This window comes from Chryseobacterium sp. UYP7, assembly GCF_056279225.1.
In genome coordinates this window covers 217,256-241,781 of the sequence record NZ_JBWBQW010000003.1, presented here as the reverse complement: position 1 = coordinate 241,781, position 24,526 = coordinate 217,256, and the positions used below count along the sequence as shown (strand labels likewise).

The window sequence follows — 24,526 nt, the reverse complement described above, 5'->3', positions numbered from 1 at the left end:
GAGAAAAAGATAAAATTTTAAATGCTAACATTTAATTAAGATGCAACTCCACAAAGTTGCATTTTTTTGTTTTTCATATTAAAAAATTCTGAGAGAAAATCCTTTGTTAATTGGTTATTTCTAAACTATTTTTGCCGCTGATTTTAAAGGAAACCTTTAGTCCGTCGGAATTATTATTTAAAAATAGAAAAATGAGAAAGGGAATTGTTGGAGTTTTGTTTTTAGGAACACTTGTAAATTTTTCTGCGCAGGAAAAAGAAAGTAATATCTCGGAAGTCACCGTTTCGGGAAAATTACTGGAAATGCCGCTGAAAAAAGTCAACGAAAATATCACCGTTATTTCTAAAGAGGAAATTCAAAACTCACCATCTAAAAGTGTTGAAGAACTTCTTGCTCAAATTACAGGCTTCGATATTCGCAGACGTGGTGGAAATGGTGTTCAGGCAGATATTTCTTTGCGTGGAAGCAGTTTCGAACAGGTTTTAATTCTGGTGAACGGCGTTCGAATGAATGATTCGCAAACAGGTCATAATACCATGAGTCTTCCGTTTGATCTGGCTTCCGTAGAAAAAATAGAAATAGTGAAAGGTCCTGCAGCAAGACGTTTTGGACAAAATTCTTATGCCGGCGTCGTGAATATTATTACAAAACCCAGTTCAGATGAAAACGTAATTATTTCTGGAAGTGGCGGCGATTTTGAAACCTATTCTCTAGGGATTGGAGCTAATTTTGGGAACGAGAAATTTGCGAATTTTGTACAGGCCAGTTCTTCAAATTCAAGTGGATATCGTTATAATACTGATTACAAGATCAACAATATTTTTTACCAAAACCAATATCAGTTAGAAAATGGCTCGGTGAAATTTCAGGCGGGAATTCAGGAGAAAAAATTTGGCGCAAACGGTTTTTATTCTTCACCAAAGGCAATTGATCAATATGAAGAAACGCAGGCTTCCATAGTGAGTTTGGGTCTTAATAAAAAGTACAGTAAGTTCAATATCAATTCAAATATTTACTGGCGACGCGGGCAGGATCTGTATTTATTTAACAGAGAAAAACCCGAAATTTACCGCAACATGCACATCGGAAATAATATCGGCGGCGAAATTAGCGGATCTTACAATTCCAGTTTAGGAATAACTGGAGTTGGGGTCGAATTGCGGAAAGAATTTCTGGCGAGCAACAATTTAAGTTCTCGGGAAAGATTGGTAACGCAGGTTTTTCTGGAACATCATTTCTCTTTTTTTCAAAACAAGTTTAATATATCTCCCGGAATTTCCTGGGCAAATTATGATCAGGAAGGCGATTTTTTCTATCCAGGTTTAGATGTTGGCTTTGATTTGAACGACCATCACAAAATCTACGGAAACATTGCAAAAGTGAGTAGAATTCCAACTTTTACAGATCTGTATTATGTGAGTAAAACAGAAGCCGGAAATCCAAATTTATTGCCGGAAGATGCTTTATCTGCCGAACTTGGTTATCGTTTTCAGAAAAGTAATTTTCTGGCAAAGATCAGCGGTTTCCTTCGTAATTCTGAGAACTCGATCGACTGGGTCAAAGAAAATGCAGACGCGGTCTGGAAAGCTGAAAATATTGGTAACATCGAAACGAAAGGGATTGAAGTGGAGTTCGGACAGAATTTCAATTCCTTCCTAAAATCCTATTCTGTGGGTTATACTTATTTGGATAGCAAAGCTTTAGAACCGACGAATTTAATTTCCAGATACGTCATGGAAAATCTGAAACATCAGTTCGTGGCTAAACTGGAAAATACCTTTTTCAAAAAATTTACGAATCAATTGGTTTACAGATATAATGAGCGAGTAACAACGGGAAGTTATCAGCTTCTGGATGAAAAACTGAGTTATGATTTCAAAAATTTGAATTTATACGTTTTAGTCAACAATATCACCAACTCCGACTACACGGAAACTTTTGGAGTTCCAATGCCTAAACGTTGGTTTCATGTAGGATTTACGTATAAAATTGGACTTTAAAGAGCGAAAATAAAAACGATGTTTTATTCGATGCATTTTATTATTTTCGCAACATGAAAAAAAGGATCACTGCGCTTTTTATAGTTCTACTCTTTTGTAAAGGCTGGTCGCAGCGGGAACATGTATCAAGTTTCAGTACGATTTCTGTTACCTATAAATTTCACCCGAAATTTTTTCTTTTTGCGGAAGGTCAACTCCGTGGCATTGAAGATTATTCCTATCCGGATTACTACGAAATAAAAGGAGGAATTGGTTATAATTTAACTAAGAATCACAAACCTTTCATAGGAATTGGGCGGTACGGAAATTACAAAAATCACTTGATGGACAAGGAGGAATTCCGGATCTGGTTGCAGGATGTCGTTGATTTAAAAGCAGGAAAATTTAAATTTGAAAATCGAGTCCGCGCCGAGAAAAGCTGGTTTTACGAACCTCAAAAAGATCTGAATTCCGATCGGATCCGTTTAAGATACCGCCTAAATATTTCCGTTCCGCTGAATGCAGAATCTGTAAAACCTGGAACTTTATTCGCCAACGTTTACGATGAAGTTTTTTTTATTGTTACTGAAAATCCTCTGTTCGCAAGAAATAGAGTTTACGGCGGTTTAGGTTATCAAATTGATGAAAATTTTGGAATTGCTTCCGGTTATCTTTGGCAGCGCGAATTTGGAAAATCGGGAAATAAAAATTTGCATTTTTTATATTTGGCTCTGAACATTACCATCGATGGTTCCGACGATAAGCATTATCATTTTCCGGGCGCAGATTAGGTGTTGATAACTTTTCTTAAATTAAAACTTTAATTTGTTGGTTTGTTTCCTTATTTTGCTTCAAATTCCTATATTTGTCAAAATATTTTTTTATAGGAAACAACGGCGTTTCAGTGGACTTTAAAAAAAAATAAAAATTAAAGAATGAAATTTATTGTTACAAGTGGAGAATTACAGAAGGCATTGAACACAGTGAGTGGTGTGATTTCCAGTTCTCAATCGAGACCTATTCTCGAAAATTACCTCTTTGAGCTTGATCAAAACAATCTAAAAATAACAGCTTCCGATGGGGAAACAACTTTGGTGACAACCCTGGAAGTGAAATCTGATGATAGCGGAAAATTTGCAGTTCCTGCGAAAATATTTCAGGATTTTGTAAAAACATACAATGAGCAGCCGCTAACTTTATCGGTAAAAGATTCTGCCGACGGAAACGGAAGCTTATTAGAGATTTTAGACGAGAAAGATAATTTTGCAGTTGCGCTGGATAATGCTGAAGATTACCCGGAACTTCCCGAATTTGATGCTTCCCAAAGTGTAAAAATTGCTGCCGGAGTTTTATCTGAAGCTTTATCCAATACTTTATTCGCAACAAGCAATGATTCTTTAAGGCCTGTAATGACGGGAGTTTTATTTCAATTTAAAGAAGACGAGACTAACTTTGTTTCTACAGATTCTCACCGTTTGGTTGTTTATAAAAGAACGGATCTGGTAAATGCAGAACCGATCGAATTTATTATGCCGAAAAAACCTTTGGCAATTTTCAAAAATATTTTAGCAAATTCTAATGAAGAAGTTCATATTGAATTTAACGAGAATATGGCGAAATTCACCTTTGGAAACAATACCTGGATCTGTCGTTTGATCGACGGAAAATATCCAAATTACACGGCAGTTATTCCGAAAGAAAATCCAAACGTTCTAACCATTAATAGAAATCTATTGTTGAGTTCGATCAGAAGAGCTTCGATCATGTCTAACAAATCTACGAATCAGGTGCGTTTTAAATTGTCTGGTAATATTCTTCACCTTCATGCAGAAGATACAGAATATGCGAACAAAGCAGACATGCAGATTCCTTGCGATTACAATGGCGAAGACATCAATATTGGTTTCAGTTCAAAATTCTTAACTGAAATGTTGTCTGTATTAAGTTCAGATGATATTACGATGAAGATGTCCCAACCCAACAGACCGGGAATTATCGAGCCTGTTGACGGATTAGAAGATGAAGAGAAAATCTTAATGCTTTCGATGCCGGTCATCGGAATGTAAAAAGGAACATCACATTATAAAATACCAATTGAGATTCAAATTATTTGAATCTCAATTTTTTTTTAACCTTCGAAATCACGATATTTGCAACATTCTAAATTTGAAGCGAGCGTTTCTTATTTTGAAATCTAACATCAGAAATGAACATCAAAAATGAAAATCTCTAATAACTGGCTTAAAGACTTTATTAAAACAGATTTAAAATCCGATAAGATCGGAGAATATCTAACCGATATTGGTCTTGAAGTGGAAGGTATCGATCGATATGAATCCGTAAAAGGAAGTCTGGAGGGAATTGTTGTCGGTAAAGTTTTGACTTGCGAACAACATCCAAATGCAGATAAATTAAAGATCACGACAGTTGATATCGGCAACGGAAAAATATTGAACATCGTTTGTGGCGCACCGAATGTTGCTGCCGGACAAACTGTTCCCGTTGCAGTTGTTGGAACAATTATTCACAAGGGTTCTGATTCTTTTCCGATTAAAGAAGCCAAAATTCGGGGCGAAGTTTCGCAGGGAATGATCTGTGCCGAAGACGAAATGGGCTTGAGCGAAGATCACGGCGGAATTATGATCTTAGATGAAAATAAATTTGAGGTCGGCAAAAATTTTGCAGATTATTTTGATCTTTCTAATGACGAAGTTTACGAAATCGGTTTAACGCCAAACAGAACAGATGCGATGTCACATTACGGTGTCGCACGTGATTTGAATGCCTTTTTGGTTTCCAATCAAATGAAATCTGACTTCGAAAAATCTGCGTCGAAAACATTAAATATTGAAGGAAATACCGATTTTCAATTAGAAGTTGAAGATTCAGAATTATGTCCGAGATATATTGGAGCCGTAATAGAAAACGTTACAGTTGCAGATTCTCCGGCCTGGTTAAAAGACCGTTTGAAAGCGATCGGTTTGAGCCCTATCAATAATATTGTAGACATTACGAACTATATTTTGCATGGTTTCGGTCAGCCGCTTCATGCTTTTGATGCAGATAAAATTGCCGGAAAAAAAGTAAAAATTGGAGTCAATGCAGCCGGAACTAAATTCACAACTTTAGACAATATTGAAAGAACTTTGAACGGTTCTGAAATTATGATCAAAGATGGCGACGATCAGCCGATGTGCATTGCAGGAGTTTTCGGTGGACAAACTTCCGGCGTTTCTGAAAATACAAAAACCATCTTTTTAGAAAGTGCTTATTTTAATCCAATTGCCGTTAGAAAAGCGGCCAAAGCACACGGTTTAAATACTGATGCTTCTTTCCGTTTCGAACGTGGAGTAGATCCTAACAGTACGAGAATAGCTTTGACTCACGCAATTTCGATGATCGAAGATCTGACAGGAGGAAAATTAGCCGGACCGCTTTTAGAGCATTATCCGAAGAAATTAGAAGATCATTATGTGATTTTAAGATTCTCGAAAGTCGAACAGATTCTCGGAACGAAAATTCACAGAGAAAAGATAAAAGAAATTTTAAAATCATTGGAAATTGTAGTTCTTAATGAAATTCAGAATGGTTTAGAATTGTCTGTTCCGGCATACAGAGCCGATGTAACCCGAGAAATTGATGTGATTGAAGAAATCCTTCGCATCTACGGTTATAATAAAATTGATTCGCCACAAAAATTTTCTTTCAGCCCGGTGAAATTAAGTTTTGATGATCAGGATGCTTTAGAAAATTCCTGGGCGCTGACTTTACAAAGCAACGGCTTTAATGAAGTAATGAATAATTCGCTTACTTCTGTAAAGGACGAAATGAACGCAGTAAAGCTTTTAAATCCTTTAAGCGGCGATCTTGCATTTATGAGAAAGTCTTTGTTAGAAGGACTTTTAGAAAATGCTGATTATAATATCAAAAGAAAAAATCAGGATATCAAGTTTTTTGAACTTGGAAAGATTTACCATAAGAAAGAGAAGTACGAAGAAAGAAAACAGTTAGCGCTTTTAGTTTCTGGCAGAAATAATTCTGAAAACTGGTTACAACCGAAATCTGCTACCGATTTCTATTATTTAAAATCTTACGTAAAGATTCTTTTGGATAAACTCAATTTTAAAATTGAGGAAAAGTACTTAGAAGATGAGCGTTTCTCTGATGCTTTAGAGTTTATTTCGGAAGGAAAAACGATCGCAAGATTAGGAAAAGTTTCTCCGGAATTATTAAAAGATGCCGATATTGAGCAAGATTGTTTCTATGCAGAAATCGAATTGGAAAACTGTCAGCAACTTCGTTCAAAAGAGAATTTGAAATTCGTTGATATTCCGAAATTTAATAAGATCAGACGTGATCTGGCTTTATTGCTGGACAAGAATGTGACTTACGCAGAACTGTATAAAACAGCAAAGAAGAATCCATCAAAGTATCTGAAGAACGTCAATCTTTTCGATGTTTATGAAGGAAAAAATCTTCCGGAAGGCAAGAAATCTTACGCTTTAAGTTTCGAACTTCTGAATGAAGAAAAAACCTTGGAAGAAAAAGATATCACAGAGGTAATGAATTCCTTGATCAAGACTTTCCAGAAAGAGTTTGCAGCGGAGTTAAGATCTTAAACGAAACTATTTTACTTATTAAAAGCATTTCATCCCGAAATGCTTTTTTCTTTTTCCAGATCGATGATGATCCTATGAATTCCGATATAATTTCTTAAATTTGAGAAAATAAAAAGAAAATGAAAAATATTATTTTAGCCTTGTTTACAGTTGCAACAATTGCTTCGTGTTCAACGATGAACACGTCAAAAGTTGGACGGTCACAGGTAAATATTGCAGATACGCACTGGACTTTAGCAGATAATGTAAAGGGAAAAACGCCAACTTTAAATGTAGAATCAGGAAAGATCACCGGTAATGCAGGTTGCAATAATTATTTCGGAACTCTTTCTTTAGATCCAACTGCCGGAAATTTTATGGTTAAGAACGTAGGAGCTACAAAAATGGCGTGCGATAATTTAGAAGTGGAAGGTCATTTTTTACAAATGCTCAACGAAGCTGATAAATATGTGGTGAACGGGAGCACTTTAGAATTGTACAAAGGAAATCTTTTGTTAATGAAATTCAATAAGCAGTAAAATTCCTCTAAAATAGCAGACAAAAAAAAGGAACTCAATATTGAGTTCCTTTTAATTTTTATCTATTCTTCGTCTTCTTCATCATATTTTGCTAGTTCTTCATCGCACCATTTAAAGGCTGCTTCTACAACTTTGGTGGCTTCGTCGGCCATTGTTTCTTCATCGTCACCTTCTAAATCATCGAACCATTCAACCTCTTCTTCCTCTACATTAAGGACAAATCTTGGGTATTCTGTGTGAACCACAAATAGATCTTCAGGGAAATCTGAATTGTCGGCTAATAAAAACTTTGGTAATTTCATAATAATTAATTTAACTCTTCAAAAATAGTGAAAATTATTGAAATTGGTTCGTGTCGATCTTTATTTTTTGTAAAACTTTATATTGCGTTAATGTTGTTTTTTGCAAGGTGTCTTTTGCTTTAAAAGTAATCGAAACATTAGGATTAACGGTGCTGATGAGTTCTGCGATCTGTGTTTTATCGAGTTCCTTTTCGTTTTCTAAATAAAATTTCAAAGGTACATTTTGAAGGTTTTCATCGTTTAAAAATCGGGTAATTTCTTTTCGGTTTTCCAAATAATTTCCTTTCGAAAGCCAGGTGAAAATAAAGCCAGTCATCAAACTTAAAATAGCAATTGAATAAGTCAGTCTGCCGAAAACCTGATAGAGTTTTTTGAAGTAAACCATCCAGATCGGTAAAGAAAAGGGCGCCATTAATCGGTAATCAATCGGATTTACAGAGTAGAAATACTGAATAAAATAGGAGCAGATAATTCCAACAACTCCGATAAATACTAGGAAAGATTGCGTTTCTGAGAGTTTATTTTTTATGAAGAGAAACATCATCAATAATATATTCACTAAACCGATTCCATAAATCGCATAATTAATGATTCCGCCCCCAGGATTTGCAATATGAATGAAGGGATTAAAAGTCGTGGTCAAACCCTGAAAAAGCTCGACCACAAGTTGTGAAGTTGGATGAAGAGCTATTTCTAAAAAGGTCTGAATATACTTTTCATTAAAATAATCAATGAAAAGAACTTTGTAAAGGATCACAAAGATCAATCCCAACAATCCTGAACAGATAAAAATTTTGCCATAAGATTTTCTGAATTTCAGCACACCAAAAAGTCCTGTTCCAAACATGATAAATAATGCCGGATAACGGATATTATAAAGGATGATCAAAAGTAAACTTAAATACAAAAATGCTTTAAAACCTCTAAATTCCTCAATAATAATTTGCCGTGCTACATAGAGAAAGACGAAAACGAAGGGCAAGATCAGCGCTTCGCTCATGGTGTAAGAAAATATAGAAAGGAAACTGAAAAGTCCGCCGATCATGATGATCTCCTTCAAATAAAATTTCTTTTTCCAGGCAAAATAGACGAGGAACAGATAGGCTAAAATACCGACGAGTTTGCTTGCCCAAAACTCATCCAATCCGAAAAGCGTAAAAAACTTTAAACTTAGCGGATAACCCAACGGCGTCACCGTATTATCGATCACAGGAAACACGTTTGCGGATCGCATAAATCGGATAGAATCTGGGTTTGTGCGTCCTTTTTCATTGAGGAGAAAACGAATAATGATCATCACAAAAGTTGTAATGATCAGCGCTATTTGAATATAATTTTCGAGTAATTTTCTGCGCATTTATTCTTTAATCGTGATAAAGTCTTTTTTTCTCAGCTTCATAATATTTAACATCTTGATCCATGTAGGTATTAAAAACGTCGCCCCTATCATCGGAATAAGTTTTCGGTAAAACCATTTTCTTTTTGATGGAAGGAATTTTAATGAGTTCGTTTTTTTCTACGTCGAAATAATTCCATTCGCCGATATAGGTGTTGGTCAGTAGGTTTACGCTTGATTCGCCGCTTCCGTCGTTATTCGCAGGACCAAATTCGGTGCGCCACATTCCGATCAGCCGCATCTTTTTGGTCTCTTTTTCAAATCGGAACTGATAAGAATTTCCGGCGCGCATTTGCGATATGTTCACTTCAAATCCGTCTTTTTTTGGTGTAAGCGAAATTGTTCCACTGTCAACGAATTCATCGGTCTTTACCTTCTTAAAATTTTGAGAAGAGAGTTCATAAACTAAAATATCCACTCCCCGTTCAATATAAACTTTGTCCTGGATTTTATCACCGTCAAAATCGCCTTTAACTATTTGATTTTGAGCGAATAAAATCGCAGGAGAAATAAGTAAAAATAATTTGAGCGCTTTCATTCCTTTATTTTAAGAACATCTTTGAAACTTTTTCCGCTTTTCTGCTTTCCGAATAATCATAAAAACCTTCCCCGGATTTTATACCCATTTTGCCGGCGGTCACCATATTAACCAAAAGTGGATTTGGAGCATATTTTGGATTTTTAAAGCCGTCGTACATTACATTCAAAATCGCCAGACAAACGTCTAATCCGATAAAATCTGCCAGTTGTAAAGGTCCCATCGGATGTGCCATTCCCAGTTTCATTACGGTGTCAATTTCCTCAACTACCGCAACGCCGTTGTACAAAGTTTCGATGGCTTCGTTGATCATCGGCATCAAAATTCTGTTGGCGACAAATCCCGGATAATCGTTCACTTCTGTCGGAACTTTACCTAAAGTTTTACTCATCTCAAAAATTTCGTCAAACGTTTCTTTAGAAGTAGAATAGCCTTTAATAATCTCCACAAGTTTCATGATGGGAACAGGATTCATAAAATGCATGCCGATCACTTTTTCCGGACGGTTTGTTACCGAGGCAATTTTAGTGATTGAAATGGAAGAAGTATTGGTTGCAAGAATACAGTTTGTGGGTGCTAAATCATCCATCTGTTTAAAGATCTTTAATTTCAGATCTAAATTTTCAGTAGCTGCTTCCACGATCAAATCTGCGTTTTTTGCACAATCTTCTAATTGCGTAAAAGTAGAAATTTGGTTAAGCGTGCTTTCTTTTTCTTCTTCCGACAAATTACCTTTAGCGATAATCCGGTCCAGATTTTTTGTAATGGTCTGTAATGCTTTATCTAAACTCTCCTGTCTCACATCTACCAGACTTACCTTAAATCCTTTTTGCGCAAAAGTATGTGCAATTCCGTTTCCCATTGTTCCGGCACCGATTACTACTATGTTTTTCATATTTTTTTATTTTCAATTTTACTTTTTTTGAATTTGACTGAGGCTGTGTTTTTCAGTTCTTACTAATAAATCAGCGATATTTTTCTCTATGATCTTATTTGCTAAAATAATCAAAAACAATTTTAGAAATATCTGCGATCATCTTTGTATTAGTGTCAGCACTTTCCATAGAATCCGAAACGAAAATACTGATCGCATACTTATTTCCGTTCGGAAGCGTAATAATTGCGATATCGTTTTCTGCAATTGTTAAACCTTTATCATCTTTCCCGGAAGATCCGGTTTTGTGCGCAACGGGCGTTCCTTTCGGGAGTTGCGCCATGATCTTATTGGTTCCGGTCGTAGTTTCGATCATCACTTTCATCAGAAAATCGGTAGAATTTTTAGACAGAATCTGACCATTATAAAACTTTTTGAGCAGGTCATTCGCAGAATTTGTAGTCGTGAAGTTCGAATACATCGCCTTATAACTTTGATGCATCTCTGCCTCATTGGCTTTAATCTGGAAGTTTTTAATGCCTTTTGAATTCATAAAATTCTGTACGATTTCTGTTCCGCCGATCAAACTTAGTAAAATATCACAACCGTTATTGTCGCTTTGGGCAACGGTATATTTGATAAGTTCGCTCAAGGGCATTTCGATATCTCCATTTGGATATTTCTCTCGAATAGGACTCCACGTATTATCTAAAAGATCTGATTTTTTAATGAAAATATTTTCGTTTAGATCTACTTTATCTTTATCTACTTGATCTAAAACCGCCAACGCAATATGAAATTTAAAAACGCTCAACATCGGCAAGTGTTTATTTCCATTTATATTGAATTGAAAAGGATCTTCAAAGCCCAAAACAGAAACTCCGACCGTAGCCTTTTTCCCGCTGATTATTTTAGAGATATCATTTTTCAAAATTGATTTCTGCGCAAAAGAAAGCACAGAAAAGAAGAGCATAAGAAGCGTAAATAATTTTTGAGTTCCTTTCATTTTTAATAATTTTTGGTGTAATTTTTTCCTTCTTCTAAAAAAGTAGCCGCGCTGCCCGCGGTTTTAAATTTCGTTTCAATAAAAGTTCTTGATCCGTCGATCCGGTTAATGAAGACTGAAAAATGCAAATGTGGACCACTCGAAAATCCTGTGTTTCCACTGTATCCAATGAGCTGATCCCTTTCAACAAAATCTCCTTTCTTCACCACGGTTCCCTGATATTTTAAATGTGCATAATCTGCAAAAGTCCCGTCGCTGTGCATAATGATGATTTTGTTATTGTATTTTGCACAGGAAAGATTGGGGCAGTTTTTATTGTGGGTATTTTCTACTTCGATCACAATTCCTTCGCGGGCGGCTAAAACTGGACTGTTCAATTTTAAATCGAAATCTAAGGAAAACTCATTTTGATGGGAGAATTTCCCATTGTAACCTTGATAAATAGACTGCGTTCTTCCTTTTTCGAATGGCAGAGAGTAAATATAATCTGCATCGAAACCAAGTTGCAACGCGTTCCCAAAATTAGAGGTCACGGTGTAAGAAAATTGATTCGCCGCATTAGGCTTAATTTCTTTGAGTTCTGCAATTAAGAATTTTTTAGTTTTCGCCGGAATGACTACGATCCTATTATTCTGTAGAGTAGAAGATAAATTATTCAGTTTGAAATCGAACTGTGCCGACATTGGCATTGGTTCCGCATTATCGGCAAAAATTGAGATCTCGCGATTTTTAATTTCATTATAGAAAGTAAGATTCCATTTCTGCTGGGAAAAGAGAAATGTTTGAAAAAATAAAAGCAGTATTATAATTGTTTTCGCCATTAATTTATTTTTCACTCAGATAATTTAAAATTTTTGATGTAAGGAATTTTCTTTCCTCTTCATTGGCGTCATTGTCCATATTACTGTGATTTATATTCGTGAATTGAACAGTTATACCAAGTTTTTTCTGTTCTTCGTCCGTGGGCAAAACTCCTGCATCTGCTGGGTAATCGTTGGATCGTAATGTGTAGATCTTTGGTTTAACAGTTCTGGGTAAATCCATTCTTCTGTTATCCATCGAGATTAATTTATCAATCAATTCGGGGTGTTGGTGAGCAAATAGAACAGACATATCGCCACCGTTAGAATGGCCAATCAGTGCGAGTTTACCAAAATTTAAAGTAGGGAATTCTTCTTTCATTTTATCCAAAACAAAACCAATATTTTCGGCCCCACTTTTCCAATTGGGCATTCTGGTCGTTTTAAGAGGCTCCTCCATTGCGAGAAGTTCGTCAGTTTTTAATTCATGCTGAATGCTGATCACAAAATATCCATTTTCAGCAAGCTTTTCAAGCAGATAAGTGTAATGCTTTACATAATCATCGCCTTTGTTTCCGCCATATCCATGACTAAAAATAATTGGAATTTTATTGGAAATTTTCTTATCAATGGGTTGATAAATCGCAACAGGAATGGTACGATTGCGAGAAAGATCGGTATATATTTTCGACGAAAGTGAGTAATTATTTCCATGATTTTCAGTCGCAACTTTAGTTTTGCAGGCTAAAAATGAAAATAAAACAATTATGATCAGAAGTTTTTTCATCAGTGAAATTCAATTAATTCATACAACTTCTTCCGACTAAGAAATCAACCTCACAATTTCCAGCGCCACTTTCAAAGCTTCGGTTCCGTCTTCCAAAGAAACTTCAACGTTTTTATTTTCGGTGATCGCATCAGCAAAACTTTCCAGTTCATCCAAAATTGCATTGTTCGGCTGAATATTCGGATATTCAAAAATGATCTGGTTTTTTTCGCCTTCTGCATTTTCGATGATCATATCATAATCCGTCGGATTTTTGGGCGCTGTTTTCATACGGATGACTTCTGCTTTTTTCTCTAAAAAATCTACAGAAATATAAGCGTCTTTTTGAAAGAAACGTGATTTACGCATCGCTTTCATCGATATTCTGGAAGTGGTTAAATTGGCGACACAACCATTTTCAAACTCAATTCTGGCATTGCAAATATCCGGAGATTTAGAAACCACAGAAACTCCACTCGCATGAATGGCTTTTACTTTTGATTTGACCAAAGAGAGTAAAATATCCAGATCATGGATCATCAAATCCAAAACGACGGATACATCGGTACCACGCGGATTAAATTCTGCCAATCGGTGAATTTCAATGAACATTGGGTTCTTAATAAATTCCCGGGAACCTATAAATGCAGGATTATATCTTTCAACATGTCCAACCTGTGCTTTGATCCCAAATTCACGGCATTTGTAAAGAATTTCTTCTGCCTGTTTTAATGTTTGAGTGATCGGTTTTTCAATGAAAAAATGAATTCTTTTTTCGATCGCTTTAATTGCGTAATCGTAGTGATAAAGTGTTGGAGTTACAATATCCAGCATTTCGATTTCGTTCAGCAAATCTTCGAAACGTTCAAAATATTTGTAGCCAAATTCACTTTCCAGTTTTTTACCATTTTCTAAATCAGCATCGTGAAAGCCAACCAAATCGTACTTTTCTGACTGCTGAAGTAATTTTAAATGTATTTTTCCTAAATGACCTGCGCCAACCAAACCTGCTTTTAGCATAGAAACTTAATTTTTGTAAAGATAAGAAATTGGTGTGAGATGTGCGTTTCGGGTTGTTAAAAACAATATCGGTTTTTGTAAAATTCGATTAAATAGGTTAGTTTTGTTTTTGGCAAGATTTAAACAGAGATCACGTATCTCGAAACACGGAACACGTATGCAGGATTCATTTGTACATAAAGGAAAAAGAAAAATTTTGGTTGATTATCTTCGGGAGAAAATTGGAATCTCCGACGAGAAAGTGTTGAAAGCCATGAATGAAGTTCCGCGGCATCTTTTTCTGGAAAGTATTTTTGAAGATTTCGCTTATGAAGACCGTGCCTTTCCGATTTTAGCAAAGCAAACTATTTCCCATCCGTCAACCGTTGCGGAACAAACGGAACTTCTGGATCTCGAGGAAAAAGAAAAAGTTTTAGAGATCGGAACAGGATGTGGCTACCAAACCGCCGTTTTAGTGGCGATGAATATTTTTGTTTATACGGTAGAAAGACAAAAAGATCTGCATGATTTTTCTCAAAAAAAATTGCGTGAACTTCATCTTCGCCCGAAATTTCAAAGTTTTGGCGATGGTTTTGCGGGACTTCCGACTTTTGCGCCCTTCGATAAAATTCTGGTGACTTGCGGTGCCGAAGTTTTACCAACAGAACTTCTTCATCAGTTAAAAATTGGTGGAATGATGGTAATTCCCTTAGGCAAGACCGATGAACAAATTCTGACAAGATTTACAAAAAAATCTGAAAAGGAATTTGAAAAAGAAGAATTTGGCGCCTACAAATTTGTTCCGATGCTGAATAATACAAATCATTAATTATAGCAATTACTAGAGTCTTTGTAATTTATTTAGTTTAAAATCTGATTTGTTGTAATCGCTAAATTCCCCTCCCTTGGAGGGGTGTCAAGAATTTAAATTAAATTTTTGACAGGGTGGTTTTTAATTAATGAAAGATGACACTAATACTAACTCAAATTAATGGTACTGAAATTCGCAGAAATTTTGTGGAGAATCTTCCTTATAATCCATACTTAAAGAAATATTTATCTGAAAAAAGGAAAGCCGGTATTTTAAGTGAAGTTCTTTTTTGGAATGAAGTTAGAGCAGGGAAATTTCATAATATTGATTTCGACAGACAAAGAATTATAGGAAATTATATTGTCGATTTTTATGTGAAAACTTTAGGATTGGTTGTTGAGATTGATCATTTAAATGATAAAGAAGGATGTGATAAAAATTGTCAGTTATTTTTGGAATCTTTAGAATTAAAAGTTTTCAGAATCAGCGATTTTGATATGAAAAATAATCGTTCTAAAGTGCTGAAAGATCTAGAGCAATTTATAATTCTCAATTATAGAAACCACCCCGTCAAAAATTAAAATTTTTACCACCCCTCCAAAGGAGGGGAATTACCGCTCCGAAAAATCGAAATGCAAAACCGACTATAAATTTAGTCCCATTTCATCGATTTTTTCGATAAATACTTTTATTGTAATCCTAACAAAAATCACCTTTCAAATTAGTTCATTCATTTTATTGATTGTATTTTTGCACTTGCCCAATTATAATTTAGATTAATAAAACTGAAATATAATAATACCTTTTCTTTCAGTTGTAATTAAAGTTTTATATTCTCATGAAAAAACTTCAGAGTCTTTTTATTTCAACCCGAACAATGGCTGTTTTGTTGCTAATTTTTGCTTTCGCAATGGCATATGCAACTTTCCTCGAAAACGATTACGGAACGCCCACCGCAAAAGCGCTGATTTACGAAGCCAAATGGTTCGAGGCGGTCATGTTGCTCCTCATTTTAAATTTTATTGGAAACATTTCACGTTACCGACTTTGGCGACGGGAAAAATGGCCAACTTTGGTTTTTCACCTTTCCTTTATCCTAATTTTCATTGGTGGTGCAGTTACCCGATATGTAAGTTATGAAGGGATAATGCACATTCGCGAAGGTGCAACTTCTAATGAGGTAGTAACCGACAAAAATTTCTTCAAAATTCAGATCGAGGAAAAAGGAGATGTTCTCAATTATGAGGATGTTCCTTTTACAATGATTCCCGATGATGCCCGCGAAAATAAATTGATTGCAAAACTAACTGCAAGAGATTTTAAAGCCGGATACGATTACCATGGGAAACAGATCACAGTGAAGCAAATGAAATTTATTCAGCGTAAAAAAGACAGTCTTGTTTTGGATAATTCCGGTGCAGAATATCTTCATTTGGTTTCCACAGGTCAAACCGGACGAGAAAATATTTATGTTAAACCCGGCGATTCGAAATTGGTGAACGGAACTTTGGTTTCCTTCAACAAAGCTATTGAAGGAGCGGTGGAATTCAACAATACCAACGGCACTATGCTCATAAAAACTCCGGTTGACGGTAGTTTTATGACGATGGCAACTCAGGCTACCGGAACAACGAAAAAAGATGAATATCAACCTTTAGTATTGAGAAGTTTATACACCATCAATGATTTAAAGCTGGTAGTTCCTGAAGGTTTGAAAAAAGGAAAACTCATCGCTTGTGAAGGCGATCGTAAAAAAGATAAAGACGTTTCTGATCAGTTAACGGTAGAAGTTCAGGGACCGAAAACGAAAATGCTCGTTGATCTTCCTGTAGAAAAGGGAAATCCCAACGCCTTTAAACAAGTTACTTTAGATGGACTGAATATTATTTTAGGTTTCGGACCGAAAGTGTATAATACGCCATTCTCGTTGAAATTAGAAAAATTCGTCATGGAAACCTATCCCGGAAGTTCGGCGCCAAGTGCGTATGAAAGTCATGTGAAAATAATTGATCAGGGAAAAGAGACGCCTTATAAAATTTTCATGAATCACGTTTTGAATCATGGAGGTTACCGATTTTTTCAGGCGAGTTTTGATCCAGACAGAAAAGGAACCGTTCTTTCTGTAAATCACGATTTTATAGGAACTATTATTACTTATTTCGGTTACACCTTCTTGTTTTTAGGAATGTTTGTCACTTTCTTCTGGAAAGGATCTCATTTCTGGAAACTAAACAAAAATTTAAAATCTGTGAATCATAAAAGAGCTGCAACCGTAATCTTATTGTTGCTGAGTATGAGTTTTAACGCTCAATATATCGATACTCACGGGAATGATGGTTCTGTAGAGCAGGCGCATTCCGCAACAGATGGTCATGACCACGGTAGTGCCGACGCATTTGCACCCGAAGAGCAGGTTGGTAAAAAAGCACAGAATACTTTAGCGCTTAGATCACCGAAAGTGATTACCGCAGACGAAATTATCAGCAGAAATAAGATTTCGCAAGAGCACGCAGATCTGTTTGGTTATTTATTAGTTCAAAATTACGATGGGCGAATCGTTCCTATAAATACGCAGGCTTTAGATGTTTTGCGAAAATTATACAAAAAAGATTCTTTTAAAGGAATCTCTGGAAATTCACTCGACGCCAATCAATGGTTTCTCTCTGTAAATACCGATACGGCTAGCTGGACAATGGTTCCCTTAATTAAAATTGGCGCAAAAGGGGGCGAAGAATTAAAAAAGAAAACAAGAGCTAATGAAGAAGGTTATACTTCGTTGATGCAAATGTTTCCTGCCGATCAAAATGGTCAGTTGCATTATGTTTTGGAGGATGATTATAATGCAGCCTTCCGGAAAAAACCGGCCGACCAAACGAATTATGACAAAGAAGTTATTGCCGTAAACGATAGAGTTCAGGTATTTAATGAATTTTTCAGTGGTCAGTTAATGCGAATTGTTCCTGTTCAAAATGATCCCAATAATACCTGGCATTCCTGGTTAGACCAGAATTTCGAACCAGACGAAGCTTCTCAAAAAGTAATGGGGCCTTATTTTTCCAGCGTTTTGGATGCACAGAAAAATGGCGATTGGAATAAAGCAGGGGTAGAACTCAAAAAATTAGAGGAGTACCAAAGTACCTGGGGTAAAAATGTAGTTCCTTCTCAATCAAAAGTGAAGTTGGAGGTGTTCATGAATAAATTGAACCTGAACTTTAAACTCCTTATTTTCTACACGATAATTGGAGGTTTACTTTTGATCTTAGGTTTTGTCGAATTATTCAGACCGAATAAAACTTTAAATAAAGTCATCAAAGGAATTATCGCGATTGGAATCGTAGGATATATCGCCCATTTCCTTGGTTTAGTTTCCCGATGGTATTTATCCGGACATGCTCCCTGGAGTAACGGTTACGAAGCCATTATATTCATCAGCTGGGTTGGAATTTCTGCAGGACTAATGTTCTATTTCGGTTTTGGAAAACCTAACTTCAACCGTAAGAAAGATCTAAATTTAAAAATAAACAGAAATAATGTTTCAAACGCCTTAATTCCTGCAGCCGGTTTTATGGTTGCTGTAATTATGATGGGATTTGCGCACGGTGGTTCCGCTTTGGACCCGCAGATCACGCCGCTTGTTCCTGTACTTAAATCATACTGGCTTATTATTCACGTGGCGATTATTACATCAAGTTACGGTTTCTTCGCATTATCGATGATCATTGCGGTGATCACCTTAGTATTTTATATTATTTCAACTAAAGAATTATACCACTTTCATCACGATTCAACTTTAAAAGAATTAACGATCGTTTCAGAAATGTCTTTAACCATGGGACTTTTTACTTTAACAGTTGGGAATTTCCTGGGTGGAATTTGGGCCAATGAATCTTGGGGAAGATACTGGAGCTGGGATCCGAAAGAAACCTGGGCTTTTATTTCCATTATGGTTTATGCCTTCGTTTTGCACATGAGGTTAGTTCCGGGTTTACGCGGCAGATGGTCGTTCCACGTTGCAGTAATGTTCGCATTTTGCTCTATGGTGATGACGTATTTCGGAGTAAATTATTACCTGAGCGGATTGCACTCTTACGCTGCAGGAGATCCTGTTCCCGTTCCAGCTTGGGTTTTCATCGGCTTAGGCGGAATGGCATTACTTTCCATAGTTTCTTACATAAGATTTAGAGCTTTAAAAAAATAATCGATCAGATCAATTATAAATTCCCGAAATTAATTTTCGGGTTTTTTTTGCTTAAAATAGATTGAAAATCAGTAAGGAGCGCGAAGATTATTTCCTATTTCCAAAATCCTACCCGCTTTCACTACTCGCTTCCCGATGGGTCGGGAGAGCTCAAACACGCCGTTCAATCGGGGGCTATAATAACAATAGCTTTTTTCTTCCACACAATTCCTAAATAAACATTAAATTTGTGATTAACATTAAAGAATGGTTTCTGCTGCGACGGTTTTAAACAAATCAAATAGCAACGATCATTTATCACTTAACTTTCATCAATAAAAGATTTGAGCACCTATCTTACCATTCTCGGTTTTAATTCGGCAATACCAACCATAACGTCATCTCCTACGGCGCAGTTTCTAGAGATGGAAGAGCGTGCCTTTCTCATCGATTGTGGCGAAGGAACGCAGGTTCAGCTTCGGAAAGCCAAAGCCAGATTTTCGAAAATCAATCATATTTTTATTTCGCATCTTCATGGCGATCACTGTTTTGGTTTGCCTGGATTAATAGCCTCTTTCCGGCTTTTAGGTCGTGATATGCCGCTCAACGTTTACGGACCGAAAGGCATCAAAGAAATGATGGAAACGATTTTCCGTCTCACCGAAACGCACCGTGGTTTCGAAGTTATTTATCACGAACTTCGCAGCAAAACATCAGAAAAAATATATGAAGACAATAGGATAGAGGTCTTCACCATTCCCTTAGATCACCGTATTTACTGCAACGGTTATCTCTTCCGCGAGAAACCGAAAGAACGGCATCTTAATATGCAGGAAATTTCAAAATATACCGAAATAGAAACATGCGACTATCATAATTTAAAACTCGGAAAAGATTTTATTCTGAGTGATGGATATGTTTTAAAGAATGAAGTTCTAACGACTGAACCTTCCAAATCTGTTTCCTACGCCTTCTGTAGCGACACCAGATATTTAGAAGATGTAATTCCCTTAATCGAAAATGTAGATGTTCTTTATCACGAATCTACATTTCTGCACGACTTAAAAGAAATGGCAGATTATACCGGACATACTACCGCTTTAGAAGCCGCCAGAATTGCCCGAAAAGCCAACGTAGGAAAATTAATTCTCGGACATTTCTCCAATCGTTACGGCGATCTAAGCGTCTTCACCGACGAAGCCCGCGAAGTTTTCCCGAACAGTTTTTTACCAAAAGCTTTGGAAGCCGTGAAGATTGGATGATGGATCATTTGCGTGTGAAAATTTTGGCGTATTCATATGTGAGATGACAATATTAAAAATTTGTTTATTTAATTGTGGATGATAGCAGTGAAAAAATTTATAATTTTATAACAGCAAATTTTAAATTCATAATTATGAGTACATCTGAATTAAAAATAGACATAATTAGTCAAATTGCAGGTTTAACAGATCAGGTTAAACTCAAGGAGTTGATGCAACTACTTAAATTTCAGAACGAAGAATCTCTCTACCTCACAAATGAAGAGGAAAGAAATGCCGTTTCTGAAGCTAGAGCAGAAATTGCAGAAGGAAAAGTTTTGACTAATGAAGAGGTTCAAAACGAAATTAAGCAATGGTTAAAAAAATAATTTGGACTCAAAAAGCCAAACGGGAATTAATGGAAATTCTTAGCTATTGGAATGACCGAAATAAATCGAATCGTTATAGTCTTAAGCTCAATAAATTAGTTGAAGAACAAATCAACTTAATTTCGGAATTTCCAAAGATCGCGCGATCAACTGATATTGAAAATGTTCGTATTAAAGTTGTTCATAAATATTTACTTTATTATGAAATTGTCGACGATATTTTATATGTTTTGACTTTTCGCCACGGAAGTGAAGATCCACAAACATTAAAAATAAAGTAATAATTTAATCATATAATTGCTTTAGAAATTAACTATTCAAATTAAAAATGACCTTCTCCGAACTCAAAGATTTCCTCGACGAAAAAGCAGATTTCTATAATAATCCTTCTTTCATCGCCGACGATCCCATTTCTATTCCGCATCGTTTTTCTCTAAAACAGGATATTGAAATCGTTGGGTTTTTGACCGCAACCATTTCCTGGGGAAACCGAAAATCAATCATCAACGACGCTGAAAAAATGCTGAATTTTATGGAGAATTCTCCCTATGATTTTATCAAAAATGTTTCAGAAAAAGAGTTGAAGCCCTTGGAAAAATTGCCTATTCACAGGACTTTTATTGGTGAAGATTTTAAAGAATTTCTTCTAAATTTAAAACGGCTTTACTCCCAAAACGACACGCTGGAAGATCTCTTCTTAATCCAAAACGATGAACAAAATTTCTACCACGCTTTGCACCGATTTCGGGAGCAGTTTGTGGGAGAAAATATGCATCGAAGTAAAAAACATGTGAGTTCAACGTATAAAAATTCTTCTGCAAAAAGATTGATCATGTTCTTGCGCTGGATGGTTCGGAAAGACCGAAAAGGCGTCGATTTCGGAATCTGGCAAAATATCGATCAGCGCTATTTATCTGTTCCTTTAGATGTTCACACCGGAAATGTTTCCCGAAAAATCGATCTCATCCAAAGAAAACAGAATGACTGGAAAACCGTTGAAGAAATGGATTTAATATTAAGAAAATTTAATCCCGAAGATCCGGCTTTGTACGATTTTGCGCTTTTTGGTTTAGGTGTTTCGAAAGATTTTTGAGTAAATTTGCGCAAAATTAGGCAACGATGAGTAAAGAAGAAAGTCACGAAAAAAAAATACAGTTCCTTACCAAAGTGACCGATTGGGTCATGTGGTGGATCGGCTCTATTCCGTCGCTCATCGTGCATTCGATCGTTTTTCTAACGGCTTTTTTATTACCGGTTTTCGGTCTGGTTGCAGTCGATAAAATGTTATTGGTGCTGACCACCGTTTTATCTTTAGAAGCGATTTATCTGGCAATTTTTATTCAAATGTCGGTGAATAGAAGTCAGGAACATATTGAAGACATCCGCGAAGACATTGAGGAAATTCAGGACGATATCGAAGAGATCAGCGAAGATATTGAGGAAATAAGCGAAGACATCGAAGAGATTAGTGTCGACATTGATGATATTCAGGAAGATATCGAAGATATTGCCGAAGACGAAGATGATGAAGATCATAACGAACGCGCCAGAAATGTGATGTTAAAAAGCAACGTTTCCTCTAACAAAAGTGACATTCGCGAAATGCGGGAAGTTATTGCGCAACTTCAGGCGCAGCTTCAGGATCTTAAAACCGATCAGGAAAAAGAGTAAAATTTTGATGTATTGAAGATATAATAAAATCGAATATTTTAACTCAACAATTCAACAATTCAACAATTCAACAATTCGATAATTCAATAACTCAATCATTCAATAACTCAAATATTTAATAATTCAAACATTCAGTAAATCAAATCTCCAATTAAATAGTCAAGGTCATGTTGAGATTATCGAAGCATCTCAAAAAAGAAAAAAATTACTTTGGCAACGCCTCTCTCCATTCCTGGGTGAACGAAATAAAATCCTGGATCGATAATTCTTCCGCACGTTTATCCATAAATACATGCGTTTGCAGAGCTTCCGGAATTTCCAGAGCTTTCAAAGAATTCGATAATTTTTTACGGCGCTGTCCAAATCCTGCTTTAACGATCTGTTTAAATAAAACCTCATTTCCAACCAAACCTTCCTTCGGATTTCTGGTTAATTTAATGACTCCGGATTTTACTTTCGGCGGTGGATTGAAAACGTTTTCGTGAACGGTAAATAAATATTCAACATCATACAAAGCCTGAACTAAAACCGACAATATTCCATAGGCTTTTGTTCTTGGCACTGCCGCCGTTCTTTCTGCAACTTCCTTCTGAAACATACCAACCATTTCCGGAACCTTGTCGTAAAAATCAATGATCTTGAATAAGATCTGTGAGGAAATATTGTACGGGAAATTCCCGATCACGGCAACTTGATCTTCAAAAGTTTCAGCAATATTTAATTTCAAAAAATCACCGATAATATGCGCATCGTCGAGTTTATTATAATGCTTTTGAAGATATTCTACAGACTCTTTATCTATTTCTGCGACGTAGATCTCCGCGTCTTTCTCCAAAAGATATTTGGTAAGAACGCCCATTCCGGGACCCACTTCCAGCACTTTTTTATACTGATCATAACCGAGCGCATCTACGATGTTTTTGGCGATGTTTTCGTCGGTAAGAAAATGTTGGCCGAGATATTTTTTTGCTTTTACGCTCATAAATTCAATATTCAAAGGGAAAATAAAATGTTAAAAAAAATTTAGTTGTATTTTTTTTAACACGGATTTTCTGGGTTTCTCGGCAAATTACGGAAGATTTTTTCTATTTTAGCAGAAATTTTTTATTTAATGGCTAAGACAGTTGAAGATTTTAACAAAAGACGGCTTCGCTCCAGCAATATCACGGTAGTGATTAGTATTGCGTTGGTTTTATTTTTATTGGGTTTAATGGGTTTGATCCTTATTAACGCTCAAAAATATTCCGACTATATCAAGGAACAATTGGTGGTGAACGCCTATTTTGATGAGAATTTCGATGTGAAGGATTCTGCCAAAATAGTAAAACAGGAATCAGACGCTTTCCAGAAGATTCAAAAACTTACGCCCGTAAAACGCGCTACTTACATTACCCGCGAAATGGCAGCTGAAGAAGCAAGAAAAAGTATGGGTATCGAAACCAGCGCTCTTTTCGAGGAAAATATTTTCCCTTCTTCCGTTGAAGTTGCTCTAAAACCGGAATACGTTGATCCCGCAAAAATCGACGAAGCCATAAAGCAGATAAAATCCATTCCCGGAATCACCGATGTGAAAAATAACAGCACGCTGATGGTGGAAGTTTACAACAATCTAAACCGGATTCTAAAATGGATCCTTGGATTTTCGGTTCTGTTCTTATTGTTAGCCATCATTTTAATTAACAATTCAATTCGACTCAAAATTTTCTCCAAACGATTTATTATAAAGACCATGCAGCTGGTTGGCGCAAAACGCCGCTTCATTCTAAAACCTTTTATTAAAGAAGCGATCATTTTAGGAGTCGTCGGAGCTTTACTCGGTTTGGGCGTTCTCTTCGGAGCCTGGTATTATTTTATCACCCAGATCGGAACTCCATTTGTTCAGGATGATAACCAGCTTATAATTTTGGTGATTGGCATCTTCTTGCTCGGTGTTTTTATCACGGTTTTCAGTACGATCTTCGCAACGTGGAGATTCCTGAGATCAAATGTTGATGACCTTTATTACTCTTAACAAATGGCAAAAAAATATAAAAATTTCTCCGCCGATTCGATCGGAAAGAAGGAAATCGTAACTCCGGTAGAAAATCATTTCTATTTCGGTAAAGAAAATTATAAGCTTATGCTTATTGGTTTGGCTTTGATCGTGGTTGGCTTCCTTTTAATGATGGGACCCGACGCCAATACGGTAGACGGAAAATACGATCCTAATGTCTGGAATGAAGGGATTTTCTCCATCCGCAGAATTAGAATTGCGCCGTTTTTGGTCATCGCAGGTTTCGTAGTAGAAGTTTTCGCGATCTTAAAAAGACCAAAAGCTTAGTTCACCCAAAAACACATATACCAATTTGTCAAAGTTCATCATCTTTGACAAATTTTTTTTAAACTGTTTCTTCTCAATTTGTCGAAGAATCATGATCCAAAAACTACTAACATTTAATTT

The 24,526-nt window shown here is 36.1% G+C and carries 24 protein-coding genes; 15 read left to right on the top strand and 9 right to left on the bottom strand.

Annotated features, from left to right (window positions below):
- Positions 1-191 precede the first annotated feature (191 nt).
- From ACZ9HT_RS08720 to ACZ9HT_RS08700, 5 genes are all read left to right on the top strand, one after another.
- Complete coding sequence (locus ACZ9HT_RS08720) at positions 192-2,000, top strand: TonB-dependent receptor plug domain-containing protein (protein ID WP_476040091.1); 1,809 nt, start codon at positions 192-194, stop codon at positions 1,998-2,000.
- Between the two features lie 53 nt (positions 2,001-2,053).
- Entirely contained in the window at positions 2,054-2,770 is a 717-nt protein-coding gene (locus tag ACZ9HT_RS08715; RefSeq protein WP_476040090.1) for a DUF2490 domain-containing protein, read from the top strand.
- Positions 2,771-2,914: 144 nt separating this feature from the next.
- On the top strand, positions 2,915-4,045 hold the full coding sequence (gene dnaN / locus ACZ9HT_RS08710) for a DNA polymerase III subunit beta (protein ID WP_476040089.1): 1,131 nt from the start codon (positions 2,915-2,917) through the stop codon (positions 4,043-4,045).
- A gap of 153 nt (positions 4,046-4,198) precedes the next feature.
- Positions 4,199-6,598 (top strand): phenylalanine--tRNA ligase subunit beta, encoded by a 2,400-nt coding sequence (gene pheT / locus ACZ9HT_RS08705; protein WP_476040088.1) that lies wholly within the window; start codon positions 4,199-4,201, stop codon positions 6,596-6,598.
- Between the two features lie 119 nt (positions 6,599-6,717).
- Complete coding sequence (locus tag ACZ9HT_RS08700; protein ID WP_476040087.1) at positions 6,718-7,116, top strand: META domain-containing protein; 399 nt, start codon at positions 6,718-6,720, stop codon at positions 7,114-7,116.
- A gap of 62 nt (positions 7,117-7,178) precedes the next feature.
- Here the strand turns inward: ACZ9HT_RS08700 and ACZ9HT_RS08695 are convergent, their stop codons facing one another.
- From ACZ9HT_RS08695 to ACZ9HT_RS08660, 8 genes are all read right to left on the bottom strand, one after another.
- On the bottom strand, positions 7,179-7,418 hold the full coding sequence (locus tag ACZ9HT_RS08695) for a hypothetical protein (protein WP_476040086.1): 240 nt from the start codon (positions 7,416-7,418) through the stop codon (positions 7,179-7,181).
- A gap of 34 nt (positions 7,419-7,452) precedes the next feature.
- Entirely contained in the window at positions 7,453-8,775 is a 1,323-nt protein-coding gene (locus ACZ9HT_RS08690) for a hypothetical protein (protein ID WP_476040085.1), read from the bottom strand.
- A gap of 7 nt (positions 8,776-8,782) precedes the next feature.
- Positions 8,783-9,352: a hypothetical protein gene (locus tag ACZ9HT_RS08685; protein WP_476040084.1), complete on the bottom strand. Its 570-nt coding sequence runs from the start codon at positions 9,350-9,352 to the stop codon at positions 8,783-8,785.
- A 4-nt stretch (positions 9,353-9,356) separates the two neighbouring features.
- Positions 9,357-10,247 (bottom strand): 3-hydroxybutyryl-CoA dehydrogenase, encoded by an 891-nt coding sequence (locus ACZ9HT_RS08680; RefSeq protein WP_476040083.1) that lies wholly within the window; start codon positions 10,245-10,247, stop codon positions 9,357-9,359.
- 94 nt (positions 10,248-10,341) lie between these two features.
- A complete protein-coding gene (bla, locus tag ACZ9HT_RS08675) occupies positions 10,342-11,232 on the bottom strand; it encodes a class A beta-lactamase, subclass A2 (RefSeq protein WP_476040082.1) in 891 nt (296 codons plus the stop codon).
- Between the two features lie 2 nt (positions 11,233-11,234).
- Positions 11,235-12,068 carry a M23 family metallopeptidase gene (locus tag ACZ9HT_RS08670; protein WP_476040081.1) on the bottom strand — a complete coding sequence of 278 codons (834 nt, stop codon included), beginning with the start codon at positions 12,066-12,068 and terminating at the stop codon, positions 11,235-11,237.
- Entirely contained in the window at positions 12,058-12,819 is a 762-nt protein-coding gene (locus ACZ9HT_RS08665; protein WP_476040080.1) for an alpha/beta fold hydrolase, read from the bottom strand. The genes ACZ9HT_RS08670 and ACZ9HT_RS08665 overlap by 11 nt, the downstream gene beginning before the upstream one ends.
- A gap of 36 nt (positions 12,820-12,855) precedes the next feature.
- Positions 12,856-13,818 carry a Gfo/Idh/MocA family protein gene (locus ACZ9HT_RS08660; protein ID WP_476040079.1) on the bottom strand — a complete coding sequence of 321 codons (963 nt, stop codon included), beginning with the start codon at positions 13,816-13,818 and terminating at the stop codon, positions 12,856-12,858.
- 157 nt (positions 13,819-13,975) lie between these two features.
- Here ACZ9HT_RS08660 and ACZ9HT_RS08655 point away from each other — a divergent pair, with 157 nt between their 5' ends.
- The 8 genes from ACZ9HT_RS08655 to ACZ9HT_RS08620 all read left to right on the top strand — a co-directional run bounded on the left by ACZ9HT_RS08655 (position 13,976) and on the right by ACZ9HT_RS08620 (position 22,086).
- Positions 13,976-14,626, top strand: coding sequence for a protein-L-isoaspartate(D-aspartate) O-methyltransferase (locus ACZ9HT_RS08655; RefSeq protein ID WP_476040078.1), 651 nt, complete (start codon positions 13,976-13,978; stop codon positions 14,624-14,626).
- Between the two features lie 137 nt (positions 14,627-14,763).
- Positions 14,764-15,189, top strand: a complete 426-nt coding sequence (locus ACZ9HT_RS08650) for an endonuclease domain-containing protein (RefSeq protein WP_476040077.1) — start codon at positions 14,764-14,766, stop codon at positions 15,187-15,189.
- A gap of 257 nt (positions 15,190-15,446) precedes the next feature.
- Complete coding sequence (gene ccsA, locus ACZ9HT_RS08645) at positions 15,447-18,806, top strand: cytochrome c biogenesis protein CcsA (protein ID WP_476040076.1); 3,360 nt, start codon at positions 15,447-15,449, stop codon at positions 18,804-18,806.
- A 323-nt stretch (positions 18,807-19,129) separates the two neighbouring features.
- Entirely contained in the window at positions 19,130-20,047 is a 918-nt protein-coding gene (locus ACZ9HT_RS08640; protein WP_476040075.1) for a ribonuclease Z, read from the top strand.
- A 134-nt stretch (positions 20,048-20,181) separates the two neighbouring features.
- On the top strand, positions 20,182-20,415 hold the full coding sequence (locus ACZ9HT_RS08635) for a hypothetical protein (RefSeq protein WP_476040074.1): 234 nt from the start codon (positions 20,182-20,184) through the stop codon (positions 20,413-20,415).
- Positions 20,400-20,696 carry a type II toxin-antitoxin system RelE/ParE family toxin gene (locus ACZ9HT_RS08630; RefSeq protein WP_476040073.1) on the top strand — a complete coding sequence of 99 codons (297 nt, stop codon included), beginning with the start codon at positions 20,400-20,402 and terminating at the stop codon, positions 20,694-20,696. Before ACZ9HT_RS08635 ends, ACZ9HT_RS08630 begins: the two co-directional genes overlap by 16 nt.
- A 47-nt stretch (positions 20,697-20,743) precedes the next feature.
- On the top strand, positions 20,744-21,508 hold the full coding sequence (locus tag ACZ9HT_RS08625; RefSeq protein ID WP_476040072.1) for a TIGR02757 family protein: 765 nt from the start codon (positions 20,744-20,746) through the stop codon (positions 21,506-21,508).
- A gap of 26 nt (positions 21,509-21,534) precedes the next feature.
- Positions 21,535-22,086 carry a DUF1003 domain-containing protein gene (locus ACZ9HT_RS08620; protein ID WP_476040071.1) on the top strand — a complete coding sequence of 184 codons (552 nt, stop codon included), beginning with the start codon at positions 21,535-21,537 and terminating at the stop codon, positions 22,084-22,086.
- A 205-nt stretch (positions 22,087-22,291) separates the two neighbouring features.
- Here the strand turns inward: ACZ9HT_RS08620 and rsmA are convergent, their stop codons facing one another.
- Positions 22,292-23,068, bottom strand: coding sequence for a 16S rRNA (adenine(1518)-N(6)/adenine(1519)-N(6))-dimethyltransferase RsmA (gene rsmA / locus ACZ9HT_RS08615; RefSeq protein WP_476040070.1), 777 nt, complete (start codon positions 23,066-23,068; stop codon positions 22,292-22,294).
- A gap of 129 nt (positions 23,069-23,197) precedes the next feature.
- Here rsmA and ACZ9HT_RS08610 point away from each other — a divergent pair, with 129 nt between their 5' ends.
- Together ACZ9HT_RS08610 and ACZ9HT_RS08605 are read left to right on the top strand one after the other, a co-directional pair.
- Positions 23,198-24,097, top strand: a complete 900-nt coding sequence (locus ACZ9HT_RS08610) for a cell division protein FtsX (protein WP_476040069.1) — start codon at positions 23,198-23,200, stop codon at positions 24,095-24,097.
- A gap of 3 nt (positions 24,098-24,100) precedes the next feature.
- Entirely contained in the window at positions 24,101-24,406 is a 306-nt protein-coding gene (locus ACZ9HT_RS08605; protein WP_476040068.1) for a DUF3098 domain-containing protein, read from the top strand.
- Positions 24,407-24,526: the final 120 nt, after the last annotated feature.